At 70.8% G+C, this 14568-nt stretch carries 15 protein-coding genes; 5 read left to right on the top strand and 10 right to left on the bottom strand.

Annotation, left to right across the window (positions count from 1 at the left end):
- Positions 1 to 166 precede the first annotated feature (166 nt).
- Together ACFY9S_RS21070 and ACFY9S_RS21065 are read left to right on the top strand one after the other, a co-directional pair.
- Positions 167 to 1627, top strand: a complete 1461-nt coding sequence (locus ACFY9S_RS21070; protein WP_391130725.1) for a zinc-dependent metalloprotease — start codon at positions 167 to 169, stop codon at positions 1625 to 1627.
- Positions 1624 to 2151: an NUDIX domain-containing protein gene (locus ACFY9S_RS21065; protein ID WP_391130722.1), complete on the top strand. Its 528-nt coding sequence runs from the start codon at positions 1624 to 1626 to the stop codon at positions 2149 to 2151. The genes ACFY9S_RS21070 and ACFY9S_RS21065 overlap by 4 nt, the downstream gene beginning before the upstream one ends.
- Before the next feature lie 155 nt (positions 2152 to 2306).
- Here ACFY9S_RS21065 and ACFY9S_RS21060 read toward each other — a convergent pair whose 3' ends face one another.
- From ACFY9S_RS21060 to ACFY9S_RS21045, 4 genes are all read right to left on the bottom strand, one after another.
- Positions 2307 to 3062 carry an AIM24 family protein gene (locus tag ACFY9S_RS21060; RefSeq protein ID WP_391130719.1) on the bottom strand — a complete coding sequence of 252 codons (756 nt, stop codon included), beginning with the start codon at positions 3060 to 3062 and terminating at the stop codon, positions 2307 to 2309.
- A 16-nt stretch (positions 3063 to 3078) separates the two neighbouring features.
- A complete protein-coding gene (locus ACFY9S_RS21055; protein WP_030854889.1) occupies positions 3079 to 3759 on the bottom strand; it encodes an AIM24 family protein in 681 nt (226 codons plus the stop codon).
- 11 nt (positions 3760 to 3770) lie between these two features.
- The gene (locus ACFY9S_RS21050; RefSeq protein ID WP_391130716.1) at positions 3771 to 5453 is read right to left on the bottom strand and encodes a TerD family protein; all 1683 of its coding nucleotides are present in this window, start codon (positions 5451 to 5453) and stop codon (positions 3771 to 3773) included.
- 142 nt (positions 5454 to 5595) lie between these two features.
- Positions 5596 to 6204 carry a SprT-like domain-containing protein gene (locus ACFY9S_RS21045; protein ID WP_391130713.1) on the bottom strand — a complete coding sequence of 203 codons (609 nt, stop codon included), beginning with the start codon at positions 6202 to 6204 and terminating at the stop codon, positions 5596 to 5598.
- 479 nt (positions 6205 to 6683) lie between these two features.
- Here ACFY9S_RS21045 and ACFY9S_RS21040 point away from each other — a divergent pair, with 479 nt between their 5' ends.
- A complete protein-coding gene (locus ACFY9S_RS21040) occupies positions 6684 to 7898 on the top strand; it encodes a TOMM precursor leader peptide-binding protein (RefSeq protein ID WP_391130710.1) in 1215 nt (404 codons plus the stop codon).
- Entirely contained in the window at positions 7891 to 9261 is a 1371-nt protein-coding gene (locus tag ACFY9S_RS21035) for an AarF/UbiB family protein (protein ID WP_391130707.1), read from the top strand. The genes ACFY9S_RS21040 and ACFY9S_RS21035 overlap by 8 nt, the downstream gene beginning before the upstream one ends.
- A 16-nt stretch (positions 9262 to 9277) precedes the next feature.
- Here ACFY9S_RS21035 and ACFY9S_RS21030 read toward each other — a convergent pair whose 3' ends face one another.
- From ACFY9S_RS21030 to ACFY9S_RS21010, 5 genes are all read right to left on the bottom strand, one after another.
- Positions 9278 to 9496, bottom strand: a complete 219-nt coding sequence (locus tag ACFY9S_RS21030; protein ID WP_391130705.1) for a hypothetical protein — start codon at positions 9494 to 9496, stop codon at positions 9278 to 9280.
- A 309-nt stretch (positions 9497 to 9805) separates the two neighbouring features.
- Entirely contained in the window at positions 9806 to 10129 is a 324-nt protein-coding gene (locus ACFY9S_RS21025) for a hypothetical protein (protein ID WP_102909352.1), read from the bottom strand.
- Positions 10126 to 10494, bottom strand: coding sequence for a WhiB family transcriptional regulator (locus ACFY9S_RS21020; protein WP_391130702.1), 369 nt, complete (start codon positions 10492 to 10494; stop codon positions 10126 to 10128). Before ACFY9S_RS21020 ends, ACFY9S_RS21025 begins: the two co-directional genes overlap by 4 nt.
- A 172-nt stretch (positions 10495 to 10666) precedes the next feature.
- Positions 10667 to 10993, bottom strand: a complete 327-nt coding sequence (locus tag ACFY9S_RS21015) for a hypothetical protein (protein ID WP_180989548.1) — start codon at positions 10991 to 10993, stop codon at positions 10667 to 10669.
- 164 nt (positions 10994 to 11157) lie between these two features.
- Positions 11158 to 13353, bottom strand: coding sequence for a UvrD-helicase domain-containing protein (locus ACFY9S_RS21010; RefSeq protein ID WP_391130698.1), 2196 nt, complete (start codon positions 13351 to 13353; stop codon positions 11158 to 11160).
- A gap of 183 nt (positions 13354 to 13536) precedes the next feature.
- Between ACFY9S_RS21010 and ACFY9S_RS21005 the strand changes: the two genes are divergently transcribed.
- The gene (locus ACFY9S_RS21005; protein WP_391130695.1) at positions 13537 to 13794 is read left to right on the top strand and encodes a mycoredoxin; all 258 of its coding nucleotides are present in this window, start codon (positions 13537 to 13539) and stop codon (positions 13792 to 13794) included.
- A 151-nt stretch (positions 13795 to 13945) separates the two neighbouring features.
- Here ACFY9S_RS21005 and ACFY9S_RS21000 read toward each other — a convergent pair whose 3' ends face one another.
- Positions 13946 to 14563 carry a methyltransferase domain-containing protein gene (locus ACFY9S_RS21000; protein WP_391130692.1) on the bottom strand — a complete coding sequence of 206 codons (618 nt, stop codon included), beginning with the start codon at positions 14561 to 14563 and terminating at the stop codon, positions 13946 to 13948.
- Positions 14564 to 14568 lie beyond the last annotated feature (5 nt).

The following is a 14568-nucleotide window of genomic DNA, read 5'->3' as shown; positions in this document are numbered from 1 at the left end:
TACGAGCGCGTCCGACGCGTGCGTACCAGGTGGCATCCATCCTGCCGCAGGCCGTCAGTCGGCGAAGCACCGAGGCCCGATCCGCCCCAGGTGTCTACGCTGGGTGGTGATGTCGGGCAGCCGTGCCGCCGGAAAGAACCGGCGGCCCTACCAGCCGAGGAATCCCGTGAGTGACACCCCATTCGGATTCGGCCTTCCGCCGGAGGAGCCGGACGACGGCGACGAGGGCAAGAAGAAGGACCAGCAGAGCGGTGGTGGTCAGGGACCGGCCAACCCGTTCGGTTTCGGCGACCTGCCCGGAGCCGGAGGCTTCGGCGGAGGCCCTGGTGGCCCCGGCGGCCCCGGTGCGGACAATCCGTTCGCAGCCATGTTCGGGTCGCTGAACCCCACCGACCTGGGAGCCGCGTTCCAGCAGCTGGGCCAGATGCTCTCCTACGAGGGCGGCCCGGTGAACTGGGACATGGCCAAGCAGATCGCCCGCCAGACCGTCTCTCAGGGCAGTCCTGACGGCACCAAGGACGCCAGTGTCGGCCCCGCCGACCGCAAGGGCGTCGAGGAGGCCGTCCGCCTGGCCGACCTGTGGCTCGACGATGCCACGTCCCTGCCCTCCGGCGCCGCCACCGCGGTGGCCTGGAGCCGCGCGGAGTGGGTCGAGGCCACCCTGCCCGCCTGGAAGGAGCTCGTCGACCCGGTCGCAGAGCGCGTCGGCACCGCCATGGGCGACGTCCTGCCGGAGGAGATGCAGGCCATGGCCGGCCCGCTGATCGGCATGATGCGCTCGATGGGCGGCGCCATGTTCGGCACGCAGATCGGGCAGGCCGTCGGCGTGCTCGCCGGCGAGGTCGTCGGCTCGTCCGACGTCGGCCTGCCGCTCGGCCCGGCCGGCAAGGCGGCGCTGCTGCCGGTGAACGTCGAGACGTTCGGCAAGGACCTGAGCGTCCCCCAGGAGGAGGTGCGGCTGTATCTCGCCCTGCGCGAGGCCGCCCACCAGCGTCTCTTCGCGCACGTGCCGTGGCTGCGCTCGCATCTGTTCGGTGCGGTCGACGGCTACGCACGGGGGATCAAGGTCGACACGGCCAGGCTGGAGGACGTGGTCGGCCAGTTCGACCCGCAGAATCCGGAGCAGTTGCAGGAGGCCCTCCAGCAGGGCATGTTCCAGCCGGAGGACACGCCCGAGCAGAAGGCCGCCCTGGCCCGTCTGGAGACGGCTCTGGCGCTCGTGGAGGGCTGGGTGGACGCGGTGGTCCACGCCGCCGCGAAACCCCGCCTGGCGTCCGCCGACGCCCTGCGCGAGACGTTGCGCCGCCGCCGCGCCTCGGGCGGTCCGGCCGAGCAGACGTTCGCCACGCTGATCGGCCTGGAGCTGCGCCCGCGCCGCCTGCGGGACGCCTCCCGTCTGTGGGCCTCGCTCACGGACGCGCGCGGTGTCGACGGCCGGGACGCCCTGTGGCACCACCCTGACATGCTGCCGACGGCGTCCGACCTCGACGACCCGGACGGCTTCGTGCACCGCGAGCAGATCGACTTCTCCGAGCTGGACAAGATGCTCGGCGAGGCGGCGGACAAGCCCGACCTGAAGAAGAAGGACGAGGGCGAGGACAAGAACAAGGGCGACGACGCCGGGTGAGCCTGTACGACGACGCGGTCCTCGTACTGAAGGGGTACGAGGACCAGACGGACCTCCGCCAGGCGTATCTCGACCATCTGGCGGAGCACCCGGACGGCTTGTGGAAGGCCTGCCACGCGGGGCACATCACGGCGAGCGCGCTGGTGATCGACCCGGACGGCGGCCGGGTGCTGCTGACGCTGCACAAGAAGCTGCAGATGTGGCTGCAGCTGGGCGGCCACTGCGAGCCGGGTGATGCCCGTCTGGCGGACGCGGCCCTGCGCGAGGCGACGGAGGAGTCCGGTGTCCCGGGCCTCTCTCTGCTGCCCGGCGGCCCGGTGCGTCTGGACCGGCATCCGATCCCGCCACCGTGTCACTGCCACTTCGACGTCCAGTACGCGGTCGTGGCGCCACCGGACGCCGCCCACACGATCAGCGACGAGTCCCTGGACCTGCGCTGGTTCGGGTACGACGAGGTTCCGAACGTGGCGGACCAGTCGGTCGTACGGCTACTGACGGCGACACGCGCGAGGCTCGCGCTCTGAGCGGGTGTAAGGGGCGGCCGCCTGAGCGGCCGCCCCTTACACGTGGTCCTGACCGGGGGTGCGCGCCCCGTCAGGGACGCGGGGAACTGCGCGTCCTGCCACGCACGGCCCGCGGCAGGACGAACAGCCCCCGATCGGCCGGACCCGCACGGCGCTCAGCTCCAGACGTTGCCCTGGTTCTGGCCCCGTGCCCCCTGCTGGCCCATGCCGTACTGCGCGGCGATGCCCGAGCCGATCTGGGCGCCCTGCGGTGGCAGCAGCTCGCTCGGCTGGACGAGCGCGAAGCCGGTACCCATGAAGCTCAGCTCCCAGCCCTCGCCGGTGCTGCCGCGGCGCCGCCACACCCCGGAGGAGTGCGTCTGGGCCTGCATCTGCACGCGCAGGCTCGTCGACCAGGCGACGATCGCGTCGGCGTCGCAGTTGACGTACTTGTCGGGCGTCACCTGCAGCAGCAGCGGCATCCCGGAGGTCATCAGGGCGAGCTTGCCCCGGCCCGTGATGTTGAGCTGGTACTTCCCGGATCCGGAGATGCCGTAGAGGCTGTCCACGGCGATGACCTCGTGGTGCAGGGAGGAGTCCATCGCCAGCACGTAGCTGCTGTCGACGGTGAGGCCGTCCTGGTCCACCTCCATGACGTGCACGTGCTGCTTGAGGTTGGCGAGGTAGACCGTGCCCTGCCCGTGGCAGCGCATGAGGTCGAGCCCCTCACCGGTGTGCGCACGCGCGCGTGACTGGTCGTTGCTCTGGTACTCGGCGTCGAATTCGACGAGACCCTGGTAGGCGACCATGGTGCCCTTGCGGGCCAGGATGTCGTCGTGGCCCTCCAGGGCGACACGCAGCATCTGCTTGTTCTGCAGACTCCAGCGGTCCTGGGTCTGCTGCTCGTTGTAGGCGAAAATCGGGCTCTGCATGGCGTGTGTTTCCCCCTCAGCCCCGGACCCGGAGGCGGTCGGTGCTGTCCTCGCTGGGCTGGACGACGACGATGCCCTGACCGGAGAAGGCCATCTGGTAGGCCTCGCCGCTGCCGCGGCCGATCAGCGACTGGGCCCGGAAGCTCCGCTTGCCCTTCACTTTGAGGTTCGGGGACCAGGCGACGAGCGCGTCGGGGTCGACGTAGGTCTCGTCCTCGCCGCCTCCGCAGTCGACGACGATGGGCTTGCCCCGGGAGGTCAGCGCGACCCAGCCCTGTCCGGAGATCTTGGTGTTCCACAGGCCCTGCCCGGCGAACTTCGCCAGGCCCTTGACCCGCTCCACGCCCCACGTCAGGTGGGCGTCGAAGGCGAGCAGATTGGTGGCGTTGACGGAGATGCCGTCGCCGTTGAGGTTGATGACGACGACATTCGCCCCGTAGTCGGCGAGGTAGAGCAGGCCGTCGCCGGAGCACTTCATCAGGGGCGCGCCCTCGCCGGTGAGCCAGTCCTTGGCGATCTGACGCACGGCCGGCGGGTTGGGCTCGTACTGCACGAAGCCTTCGTAGGCGACCATCGACCCCACGCGCGCGAGGAGGTCGTTCCCCGTCTGCATGGCGACCTTCAGCATGTGGTTGCCGTGGTTCTCCATGCGGGCGGTGACGGGTGCGGGGGCATGGCCCGCGAGCTGCTGTGTCATGACGGGCTCCCTCAGACCTCGTACGGCTGGACGACGATGAAGTTGCCGGGCGCTCCCCGGAACTGGAGGTTGACGCTCTCCCCCGTGTCACCGGCGTAGGCGTTGCGGCGCATCCTCACCTGGCTGGAGACGACGACCTGGGCCGCCGCCGACCAGGCGACCACGGCGTTGCAGTCGGCGAACGTGGTGGGCGTGACGGGCAGCACCACGGGCGTGCCGTGCGTCTTCACGACGATCGTGCCGGTGCCCTGGAACTGCATGGTGAACAGCGCGCCGCCGGGGATGCCGTGGCCCTCGATGCGGCGGATCTCGTACTGGAGGCTCTCGTCGAACGCGAGGACGTTCTCGGCGGAGACACAGACGGCGTCGCCCTGCAGTTCCAAGGGGTGCAGCATGGTCGAGTTCTCGGCGAGGAACACCTGGCCCTGGCCCGTGCAGCGCATCAGCTGCATCTCCTGGCCGGTCGCGTTGCCCGCGATCCGGCCGGAGAACCCGGCGCCCTTGTAGCTGAAGTCGACCTTGCCCTGGTACAGCACCATGCTGCCCTGCCGGGCCAGCACGGGCTGGCCGCCGATGCCGAGGTCGACGCGGACGAGCTTCTTGTTCTGCTGCGTCCAGCGCTGCCCCGTCGGGGTCTCCTTGAACTGCTGGAGCGCGGCGGACACACCGGGGCCCTGGGGAGCGCCTTGAGGAGCGCCCTGCGGAACGCCCTGCGGGGCGGGGGCCTGTCCGAACGGCTGCTGCTGGCCGTAGCCCGGGGGCGGTGTGGGCTGGCCGTAACCGGGCGGCGGGGCCGGGGCGTGGGGCGCCTGCGGCTGGCCGTAGCCGGGGGGCGGCGGGGCCGTCTGGCCGGGGACCTGGCCGTACTGCGGCGGCTGGCCCGGCTGGCCGTACGGCGCGGGCGCCGGGGGCGGCACCGGGGAGCCGCCGGGCGGAGTGTTCAGGGGCGCGACGATGGTCGGGGCGGCGTGCACCTGTGGAGCGGGCGCCGGAGGCGGGGTGGGGCCGGGCGGGGGTGCGAAGCCCTGCGCGGCGGGCTGGGGCGCCGGAGCCGGTGGTGCCGCAGGGGCGGGTCCCGGAGTCCCGGGCACTCCGAAAGCGGGCGGCGCGAAGCCCGGGGCTGCGCCGGCCTGCGGCTGCTGTGGGGCGGTCGCGGGCGCCTCCTCCTCGGCCACCTCGCCGCCGAAGTGCTTCAGCAGCGCGTCAAGACCGCCGTCGAAGCCCTGCCCGACGGCGGCGAACCGCCAGACGTCCTTGAGGTAGAAGTCGCCCAGCATCACGGCTCGTTCGGTCGAGAACTCCGAGCCGTTGAAGGAGTAGCGCGCAACCTCCTCGCCGCCCGCGACGATCCGGATGTAGCCGGAGGCGATCTGCGACATCTGCCCGGTGCCGTCGATCGTCGCCGTGAAGGACAGCTTCTGGATCTGCGGAGGGATCCGGTCGAGCGTCACCCGGAAGGACTCCGTGTCACCTGCCTGGGCGCCCAGGAGCTGAACGGACTCCTCGGGGGACTTCGGCTGGTTGAAGAAGATGAAGTACCGGTCGTCCGAGAGCCGTTCGTCGGCGTCGAGGCCGAAGCAGCTGATGTCGAAGCTCAGCCCGGGGCCGGCGATCTGTACACCTACGTACAGATCCGTGCCCGCGGTGAGGTCACTGATCCTGGCCTTGTGGCCGCGTTGGAATTCCCTGGCCATGCGTAACGACCGTCCCCCATCCGATACGTGAGTGCGTCGCGCCAGGCTAACGGCAAACTCGGACACCGGACGAGGTCGGTACAGAGCCGGTACACAACGCCCGCACAGCCGTATCCGCTGTTCGCTCGCGGAAAGCGACCGGTCACCCCGCGGGGGTCTCACCCCGGGCGCCGGGCACATGGGGCAACCGCTCGGCGGCGACCACGCCTTCGAGGTATCCCCGGGCGCGCTCCGTGCGCGGATAGGCCTCCAGGAGTTCCCAGAAGCGAGGTCCGTGTCCGGGGACGAGCAGATGGGCCAGTTCATGGACGAGGACGTAGTCGACGACGTACTCGGGCATGCCCTGGAGGCGGTGCGACAGGCGGATGCTGCCCTCGGAGGGGGTGCAGGACCCCCAGCGCGTGTTCTGGTTGGTCACCCAGCGCACCGACGCGGGACGGGCCCGCCCCTCGAAGTACTGGTCCGAAAGACGCCGCGCGCGTTCGGCCAGCTCGGCGTCGCCGAGGGCCCGCTTGCTCTCCTGGGCGGCGAGCTTGTCGAGCATGACGGTCACCCAGCGCTGCTCCTCCGCCTCGGACATCCGGGCGGGGATGAGCACTACGGTGCGATCGCCCTCGCGGTACGCGGAGACCGTTCTGCGTCGGCGGGTGCTCCTGCGGACCTCGATCGCGCTCGCCCCCGAGCCGCTCGGCGGCTGGCTCGTCGTGCTGCGCTGTGCGGTTCCGGCGCGGTGCAGTGGGTCGGCGGGCACGCCCCGACGTTACCCGCTGCACACGGCGAAGTCCCGGCTCCGGGACAGTTCGGTGCCGCCGCTCCCGTCGGCCGCCGGATTTGTACGAAGAATGCTCGCACCTGTGGACAACTTTCGGCAGCCGACGGCTGGTTTGGGCATGCTGGATCTCGTCGGCGAAGCGATGGCGGGGCGGTCCGGACCAGGGCCGTACCCCGCGCTCGGGTTCGGTCAGCGCACGGGCCGTGCCTGTTCCAGGGGCGGGCTGTGGTCGGGTCGGGCCTGTGGTCAGGTCAGGCTGTGCACGGGGCAGGCCTGTGCTCGAGGGAGGCTGTGCTCGGGGGGCGGACTCGGGCCGTGTTTGTGCTCGGGTCAGGCCCGTGGTCGGGCCGCGTCTGTGCTCGGGGCAGGCATGCGGCCCGCCCCGGCGTGACCGGCCAGGGTCCACGTCATCGCTCCGTCGGCATACGCGGACGATCTACGGCATACGGGGGCCTGTCATGCATCCGATGGTGAAACCCGCGCTCAGGCGCGGCTGGCGCGACCTCAAAACCGTGCAGTTCGGGATGACACCGACGCACGCGATGACACTCGGCCCGATGGACCTGGCGACGGGCAGCTTCCTCGATCTGCTGAACGGCACGCGGGGGCTGGAGCTCTTGCGCGAGGAGGGACGCCGTATGGACCTGCCCGACGGTCATGTCGACGGACTGGTGCGGGGGCTCGCGCGAGCCGGGCTGCTGGACGACTCCCGGGGCGGCGGGCCGGCCGCCGACGCACTGCGGAAGAAGAAGGAGGTGCTGGACCGGCTGCGCCCCGACCTTGCCTCCCTGTCCTTGACGACATCGGCGCCCGGCGACGCGATCGGGCAGCTGGCCGCCCGGCGCTCGCAGCGCGTGCAGGTGCGGGGCGCGGGCCGGGTGGGTGCCGTGCTGGCCTCGCTCCTGTCCGGGGCCGGCGTGGGCGAGGTGGATGTGCTCGACGGTGGCCGTGTGGAGCCGTGGGACGTCGTGCCGGGCGGGCTCCCCCCGGAATCCGTCGGCGACCGCCGGGACGAGTCCGCCCGCCGCGCCGTGCGCCGGGCGGCCCCGGACCGGCCGCCGCGCCGTGCACCGGCCGAGACATCCCAGGAGGACGGCGACCCGGGATTCTCACTGGTGATCCTCGCTCCGCGGGACGACGTCACCGTGCACGCACCCGACCCGGCCGCCGCCGAGCCGCTGATGGCCTCCGGTACCCCTCATCTGTACGCCGGTGTCGTGGAGGGCACCGGCGTGGTCGGCCCTTTCGTCCTGCCCGGGGAGACGGGGTGCGCCGGCTGTCTGCACGAGGACCGCTCCGACCGGGACCCGGCCTGGCCGCGTCTGATCGCCCAATGGCGATCCGGGAGGCAGCGGCAGGTGCGGCCCTGCGACCTGACGCTGGCCACGACCGTGGCCGGACTGGCGGCCGCCCATGCGCTCGCTTTCCTGGACGGCCGGGTTCCGTCCAGCACCGGGGCCCGCTGGGAGATCTCCGTCCCAGGTCTCCACTGGTTTGCGCGGCCGGTCAGGGCACATCCGGCATGCTCGTGCGGGGCGGCGGAGAGAGGAAAAGGGGAGCACCTCTCGGAGGACGGGGAGTCGCACGAGACAATGGCGGTGCAACGGCCGTCGGAGCGGTGCCGCGAGGCAGAGGCGGAGCGGCCGGCTGGGACTTGGAGGGCGCATGTCTGATCTTCCCCGGAAGGCGGTTACCCGGACCGCCAAGCTCGCCGCGCTCCCGCTCGGCATCGCCGGGCGGGCCACCTGGGGGTTCGGCAAGCGGATCGTCGGCGAGTCCGCCGAGCTCGTCGGCCGGGAACTCCAACAGCGCACGGCAGAGCAGCTGTTCAAGGTACTCGGCGAGCTCAAGGGCGGGGCGATGAAGTTCGGCCAGGCCCTGTCGGTCTTCGAGTCCGCGCTGCCCGAGGAGGTGGCCGGCCCCTACCGGGCCGCGCTGACCAAGCTCCAGGAGGCGGCGCCGCCCATGCCGACCCGCACCGTGCACGCGGTGCTGGAGGAGCGGCTCGGCGAGGGCTGGCACGAGTTGTTCCTGGAGTTCGAGGACAAGCCCGCCGCGGCGGCGTCGATCGGCCAGGTCCACCGAGGGGTGTGGCACGACGGCCGCGAGGTGGCGGTCAAGGTGCAGTACCCGGGCGCCGGTGAGGCCCTGCTGTCGGATCTGAACCAGCTGAGCCGCTTCTCGCGTCTGCTCGGTCCGCTGATCCCCGGCATGGACATCAAGCCGTTGATCGCGGAGCTGAAGGACCGGGTCTCGGAGGAGCTGGACTACGGCCTGGAGGCCCAGGCCCAGCAAGCCCACGCGGAGGAGTTCACGGACGACCCGGACATGGTCGTGCCGCAGGTGGTCCACCAGTCCGATCAGGTCCTGGTCACCGAGTGGATGGACGGCGTCCCGCTGTCGGAGATCATCTCGGACGGCACTCAGGAGCAGCGCAATCGTGCCGGTCAGCTCCTGGCCCGCTTCCTGTTCTCCGGCCCCGCCCGCACAGGCCTGCTGCACGCCGACCCCCACCCTGGCAACTTCCGGCTTCTGCCCGGCGGCTCGGAGGGTGAGGACGACTGGCGCCTGGGTGTCCTGGACTTCGGCACGGTCGACCGTCTCCCTGGGGGACTTCCGGCCACGATCGGCGAGTCCCTGCGGATGACCCTCGACGGGGAGGCAGAGGCGGTCTACGAGCTCCTGTGCGCGGAAGGGTTCGTCAAGGAGACCATAGAGCTGGACCCGGACGCCGTCATGGACTACTTGCTGCCGATCATCGAGCCGGCCCAGGTCGAGGAGTTCGCCTTCACCCGGGGCTGGATGCGCAGCCAGGCGGCTCGCGTGGCCGACCCCCGCTCCCCCGCCTACCAACTCGCCAAGCAGCTCAACCTGCCCCCGTCCTACCTGCTGATCCACCGGGTGACCCTGAGCACGATCGGCGTGCTGTGTCAGCTGGGGGCGACGGTGCGGTTGCGCGAGGAGCTGGAGGAGTGGCTGCCGGGGTTCATGCCGGAGGACCCGGTGGACGGCGGAGAGGCCGTGGCGGAGGCGTGAGACCCGGCCGCGGGGTTCACCACCAGTCCGAGTCCAGACGCCCCTCGATGGACCTGAGGTTTTCTCGGGAGCAGGTCTCGCAGTAGTACTGGCGGGTGCCGTTCTCCACGGAGTACGTCCAGCTGAGGGGTGGGCCTTCGGCCAGGGCGCCGGCCGATGCGCCGCAGCGAGCGCAGACGAAGCGCCGCGGCTCCGTGGCGGAGCCGTCGTCGCCGCCTCCAGGAGGACTCGTCACCCGGCGACGATAACTCCGCGCCCGGCACTTCGGTGGACACGGCGCCCAGAGGTCGGTGCCACGGGCCACCGCCATGCCTCGGCCCGGCACGAGCACCGCGTGTCGGCTCGGGAGCAGCAGTCGCACCAGCCCGGGTGGCGCCAAGCACCCGGCACCGGTAGGCGCCGCGAGCCGCGTGCTCTCCTGGTCAGCCCAACGCACCGTGGGGGCCGGCCCGTTCGGTACGGACCGGCCCCCACGGTGAGAGCTTTCCTGCGGCAGCAGCGCGGCCTCCCCGGCCGGGACGCACCACCGTTCAGGTACGGCGGGTTACTGCATGACCGCCATGGCGAGCGCCCGACGGGCACGCATCGACGCGCGCTCCGCCCTGCGCTGCATCCGGCGGGCGGTCGCCAGGCGCACAGCCTGGCGATCCCGCTCCGCCTCCTGCAGTCGCTCGCGCATATGCGCACGAGCCATGGCTTCTGGGATGAGTTGCATCTCTCGGGTCCTGTTCTGACGCGAGTCCTTCGCGTCGCTGATGGTGAAGTCTTCGGTTGCGGAGCCTGCGGGCTCGTAAGTGGACGGCTTCATCGGGGCCTGCTTCTGGGGGTCGTGCGTGAGGGGGCGGTCGATCGTTCCTGCGATGTTCATGCTGTGACCGGGTTCTTGCGCGGGCGGCCACGCGGCCGCTTCCGGGCGACGACGACACCCTGGACGAACAGCTCGCCACCCCAGACGCCCCAGGGCTCACGCCGCTCCTTGGCGCCGGCGAGGCAGGCCTCGACCAGCGGGCAGGTGCGGCACAGGGACTTGGCGTACTCGACGTCCGCGGGCGACTCGGCGAAGAAGACCTCCGGGTCGTAGGAACGGCACGGGACGGGTACGCCGAGGTTCTCGATGGCGTCGTCGAGCGCGGTGAGCGCGGTGAGCGGGGTCAAGGCGAGGTCCTCCGTGGAGCCGGGCTTGGGGATCGTGTCGGAAGGCGGTACGGACGGGGCGTGCGCTTCGAGTTGCACGGTTCGTCTTCCTCGTCTGGTCGTTCCGGCCTGTTGGCCGGGGGTGGTGGTACCGGGTTCTTTTCTTGTCCCGAGGCTCCTTCGGTCTGTCATCCCTGTTCAAGGACAAACAGAAGGGCCGCGGATCCCGGATGGGGTTCCGCGGCCCTGAAGGCGCCGGCCTGATCGGCGATCAGGCTGGATCACTCCAGGGTTCTGGCCCACGGAAGGCCCACATCTGGTGGTGCTGCGTCGTCTGCTTCCGGAATCCGGCACCGGTCGCCGTAAAGGCATAGGCCTGCGCCTGTGCCGCTACTGCCGCTTCCAGTGCCTTGGTCGGTCGCTCATTGCGCTCACGGACGGGAAGGCCCGCGGGGGCAACGGAGGAGGACGCCGGACGGACGGCACGAATGCCGGACAGACCGGTGCCCAGGTTCGAAACGCCGAGCGTGCACGCGGAGACGGCCGAGCGATCGGTCATTTTCACGGTGCTGACAGAGCTGGTGTAGATGCTGATCACTGGACTCGCCTCCTCTCGGCGTCTCGGGGGACTGAGTGAACCAGTCCGACGGATATGCAAGTACAACACGGGATCAGGGCCTTGGAGAAGGCCGCTGTTCTCGTGCCTAAGAACCTATGGGGATTGCTGGGGCATGCGCAAACTATTTTTTCGACGAGTTCGTGTCAGTCGTGATCTGTGCTCTCCGCCAGTGACTGGCCTGCGCAGATGGCCAGTACATCGGCGCCGTAGCGGGTGAGCTTGCGCATCCCGACGCCCGGGATGCGGGCGAGCTCGCGCTCGTCGTCGGGGGCGGACTCGGCGATCGCCATCAGGGTCCTGTCCGTGAACACGCAGAAGGCGGGCTGGCCGCTGCTGCGTGCCTGGTCGGCGCGCCACTCACGCAGTCGCTCGTACAGACCCTCGTTCATGTCGGAGGGGCAGTCGTCGCAGCGCATCAGCTTCATTTCGCCCGGGTCGGTCAGCGTGCGGCCGCAGACCCGGCAGCGGGCGGGAACGCGCTGCGCCCGTTTCGGGGCGGACTCCCTGGTTCCAGGGGTTCCGCGCTCGATTCCGCCCGCTTTCCCGGCGGCGGTACGGCCCGTGGTGGCCGTCGAGCCGGGGCGCAGCCCGTCGAGGAAGCGGCTGGGGCGGCGGCTGGCGCGTCCTCCGGGTGAGCGGGAGAGCGCCCAGGAGACGTGGAGGTGTTCCCGCGCGCGGGTGACACCGACATAGAGGAGACGGCGCTCCTCCTCGATCTGTTCGTCGGTCCTGGCGTAGGTGATCGGCATCATGCCCTCGGCGACGCCGACCAGGAAGACGACGTCCCACTCCAGGCCCTTGGCCGAGTGCAGGGAAGCGAGGGTGACGCCCTGCACGGTGGGGGCGTGCTGGGCGTTCGCCCGTTCGTCGAGTTCGGCGACGAGATCCGCCAGAGTGGCGGCGGGCCTGGCCGCGGCGAAGTCCTGGGCGAGGTTCACCAGGGCGGCCAGGGACTCCCAGCGTTCTCTCACCGCCCCGGAGCCGGCTGGTGGCTGCGTCGTCCAGCCCTCTCCCGACAGCACGGCGCGCACCTGGGAGGGAAGGTCGACGACGTCGTCGAGGAGGGAGTCGTTGCCGCCGAAGCGGGCCGCGCCGCGCAGGGCGATGCCCGCCTTGCGCACCTCCGGGCGGTCGAAGAACCGCTCGGCGCCACGCAGCTGGTAGGGCACTGCGGCGTCGGCGAGGGCCTGCTCATAGGTCTCGGACTGCGCGTTGGTGCGGAAGAGGACGGCGATCTCGGAGGCCGGGACTCCGGAGTCGACGAGTTCGCGGATCCGGCGGGCCGCGCCTTCCGCCTCGGCGGGTTCGTCGGTGTACTCGGCGTAGACCGGCTCGGGCCCGGCTGCGCGCTGGGAGACGAGCTCCAGGCGGTGGTCGGCTGCCCGGCCCCGGGCCTGGGCGAGCAGTCCGTTGGCGAGGTGGACGACCTGGGGGGTGGAGCGGTAGTCGCGGACCAGCTTGACGACGGTCGCACCGGGGTGGCGGGTGCGGAAGTCGAGCAGATGGTCCGGAGTCGCCCCCGTGAACGAGTAGATCGTCTGGCTGGCGTCCCCGACCACGCACAGGCTGTCCCGCTCGCCCAGCCACAGTTCGAGCAGGCGCTGCTGGAGGGGGCTGACGTCCTGGTACTCGTCGACCACGAAGTGCTGGTACTGGGTGCGGATCTGCTCGGCGATGTCGTGGCGGTCCTGGAGCACCGCCACGGTCAGCAGCAGCACGTCCTCGAAGTCGATGACGGACCGCTCGCGCTTGACGTCCTCGTAGGCGGCGTAGAGCTGGGCGATCTCGGCGGGGTCGCGGGGAGACTCACGGCCGGCCTTGACGGCGGCGGCCGCGTAGTCGGCGGGGACGGTCTGGGTGACCTTGGACCATTCGATCTCGGCGGTGACGTCCCGCAGCTCGCCCCGGTCGAGCCGGATGCGGCAGGCGGCCGCCGCGTCGGCGACGAGCTGGATCTTGCGGTCGACGAGCCGGGGCATGGCGCCGCCGATCGCTTTCGGCCAGAAGTACTGGAGCTGGCGCAGGGCGGCCGAGTGGAAGGTGCGCGCCTGGACGCCCCCGGCGCCGAGCTGCCGCAGCCGGCCGCGCATCTCCCCGGCGGCGCGGTTGGTGAAAGTGACGGCCAGGACGCTGGAGGGGTGCAGGATGCCGGCGCGTACTCCGTAGGCGATGCGGTGCGTGATCGCCCGGGTCTTGCCCGTGCCCGCGCCCGCCAGGACGCACACCGGACCGTGCAGGGCCGTGGCCACTTCGCGCTGCTCGGGGTCGAGCCCTTCGAGCACCGCGTCCGCGGAGTCCGGTACCTGCGGGAACAGGGTGGAGTGCGTTGCTGCTGTCACACGGCCATGCTGCCAGGTCTCCCGAGACGGCTGCGCCGGTTGTCCACAGGCAGGCACTGATAGTCGTACTGATGCGGCAGGCGTCACGTCGGGCCTGGCCCGGGGAGCGGGAATGGTGGACCTTTCACATACGTTCCTCCACTGCGACCACCCGCCCCGAGCCACCGAAGGAGCACGAGAGACATGCTGGGCACTGTGACGATGTACAGCACCACGTGGTGCGGCTACTGCCGCCGGCTGAAGAGCCAGATGGACCGCGAGGGCATCGCGTACACCGAGATCAACATCGAGCAGGACCCGGATTCCGCCGCGTTCGTGGAGAAGGCGAATGGCGGAAACCAGACGGTGCCCACTGTTCAGGTAGTCCCCTCCAATGGTGGCACTGAAGTCGTGATGACGAACCCGAGCCTTGCCCAGGTGAAGCAGGCGCTCGGCGTCTGATCCCGCGATACGCGAACCCTCGATCGGCCTGGACCAGATCGGGGGTTTGCGCGCTCCGGGACATGGTCTTCGAGACGCCCGCTACCGGTCACGCTGTGCCATCGGCGCCTGGTCGCCGTGTCTGCGCGCGGAGAGCGGCTCCTGAGACGGTTCAGGAGCCGCCTTCTCGCGGTTTGTCCCACACCACGACGTAGCGCCACAGCAGCGTGCGTCGAACGTCACAGCCGGGCAGGAGACGGTGGAGTGCCCGCCTGATCTCTGCCCAGGACATGTGCACGTCTTCCATCGGCATGCCGACCGGGCCGCGTTTACCGCCGTGCCGACGGGCATACAGCAGGCTCACCGGCACGCCGCACGCGCTGATCAGCCAGTCCGGCACCGTCCGGTTGGCGGCCATACCGACGATCGTCAGACGGCCGCCGGGGGCGGTGAGCCGGGCGAGGCGGGTGACGGCCTGCTCGAACGGGGCGTGGTGGACCACGGCGACCGCGCTCACGAAGTCGTACCCGGCCTCGGGCAGGGACTCGTCGGTGAGGTAGTCCGCTTCCCGGTACACCACGTTGCCGGGCACGTGCGCGTGCTCACGGGCAAGCTTGATCATTTCCGGGGAGCGGTCCACCCCTGTGACAGCGGCCGACCGTGCCGCCAGCTTGCGCGTGAGCAGCCCGTCGCCACAGCCGGCGTCCAGGGCCGTGCGGCAGCCGTCCGGAACGGCGGCCAGGACCGCCGGATGGTGATGGACGTTGTGGTTCCAGTACGGATCGGTCATCCGGG

Source organism: Streptomyces sp. NPDC012474, assembly GCF_042955185.1.
Taxonomy (GTDB): domain Bacteria; phylum Actinomycetota; class Actinomycetes; order Streptomycetales; family Streptomycetaceae; genus Streptomyces; species Streptomyces cahuitamycinicus.
The sequence above is the reverse complement of the archived record's forward strand: the minus strand, read 5'-3'. Positions and strand labels throughout refer to the sequence as shown.

Excerpts from the sequence above, each read along its gene's own strand:
- ACFY9S_RS21055 (WP_030854889.1), bottom strand. The coding sequence starts at position 3,759 with ATGACACAGCAGCTCGCGGGCCATGCCCCCGCACCCGTCACCGCCCGC.
- ACFY9S_RS21025 (WP_102909352.1), bottom strand. The coding sequence starts at position 10,129 with ATGAACATCGCAGGAACGATCGACCGCCCCCTCACGCACGACCCCCAG.
- ACFY9S_RS21005 (WP_391130695.1), top strand. The coding sequence starts at position 13,537 with ATGCTGGGCACTGTGACGATGTACAGCACCACGTGGTGCGGCTACTGC.
- ACFY9S_RS21060 (WP_391130719.1), bottom strand. The coding sequence starts at position 3,062 with ATGCAGAGCCCGATTTTCGCCTACAACGAGCAGCAGACCCAGGACCGC.
- ACFY9S_RS21050 (WP_391130716.1), bottom strand. The coding sequence starts at position 5,453 with ATGGCCAGGGAATTCCAACGCGGCCACAAGGCCAGGATCAGTGACCTC.
- ACFY9S_RS21035 (WP_391130707.1), top strand. The coding sequence starts at position 7,891 with ATGTCTGATCTTCCCCGGAAGGCGGTTACCCGGACCGCCAAGCTCGCC.
- ACFY9S_RS21040 (WP_391130710.1), top strand. The coding sequence starts at position 6,684 with ATGCATCCGATGGTGAAACCCGCGCTCAGGCGCGGCTGGCGCGACCTC.
- ACFY9S_RS21000 (WP_391130692.1), bottom strand. The coding sequence starts at position 14,563 with ATGACCGATCCGTACTGGAACCACAACGTCCATCACCATCCGGCGGTC.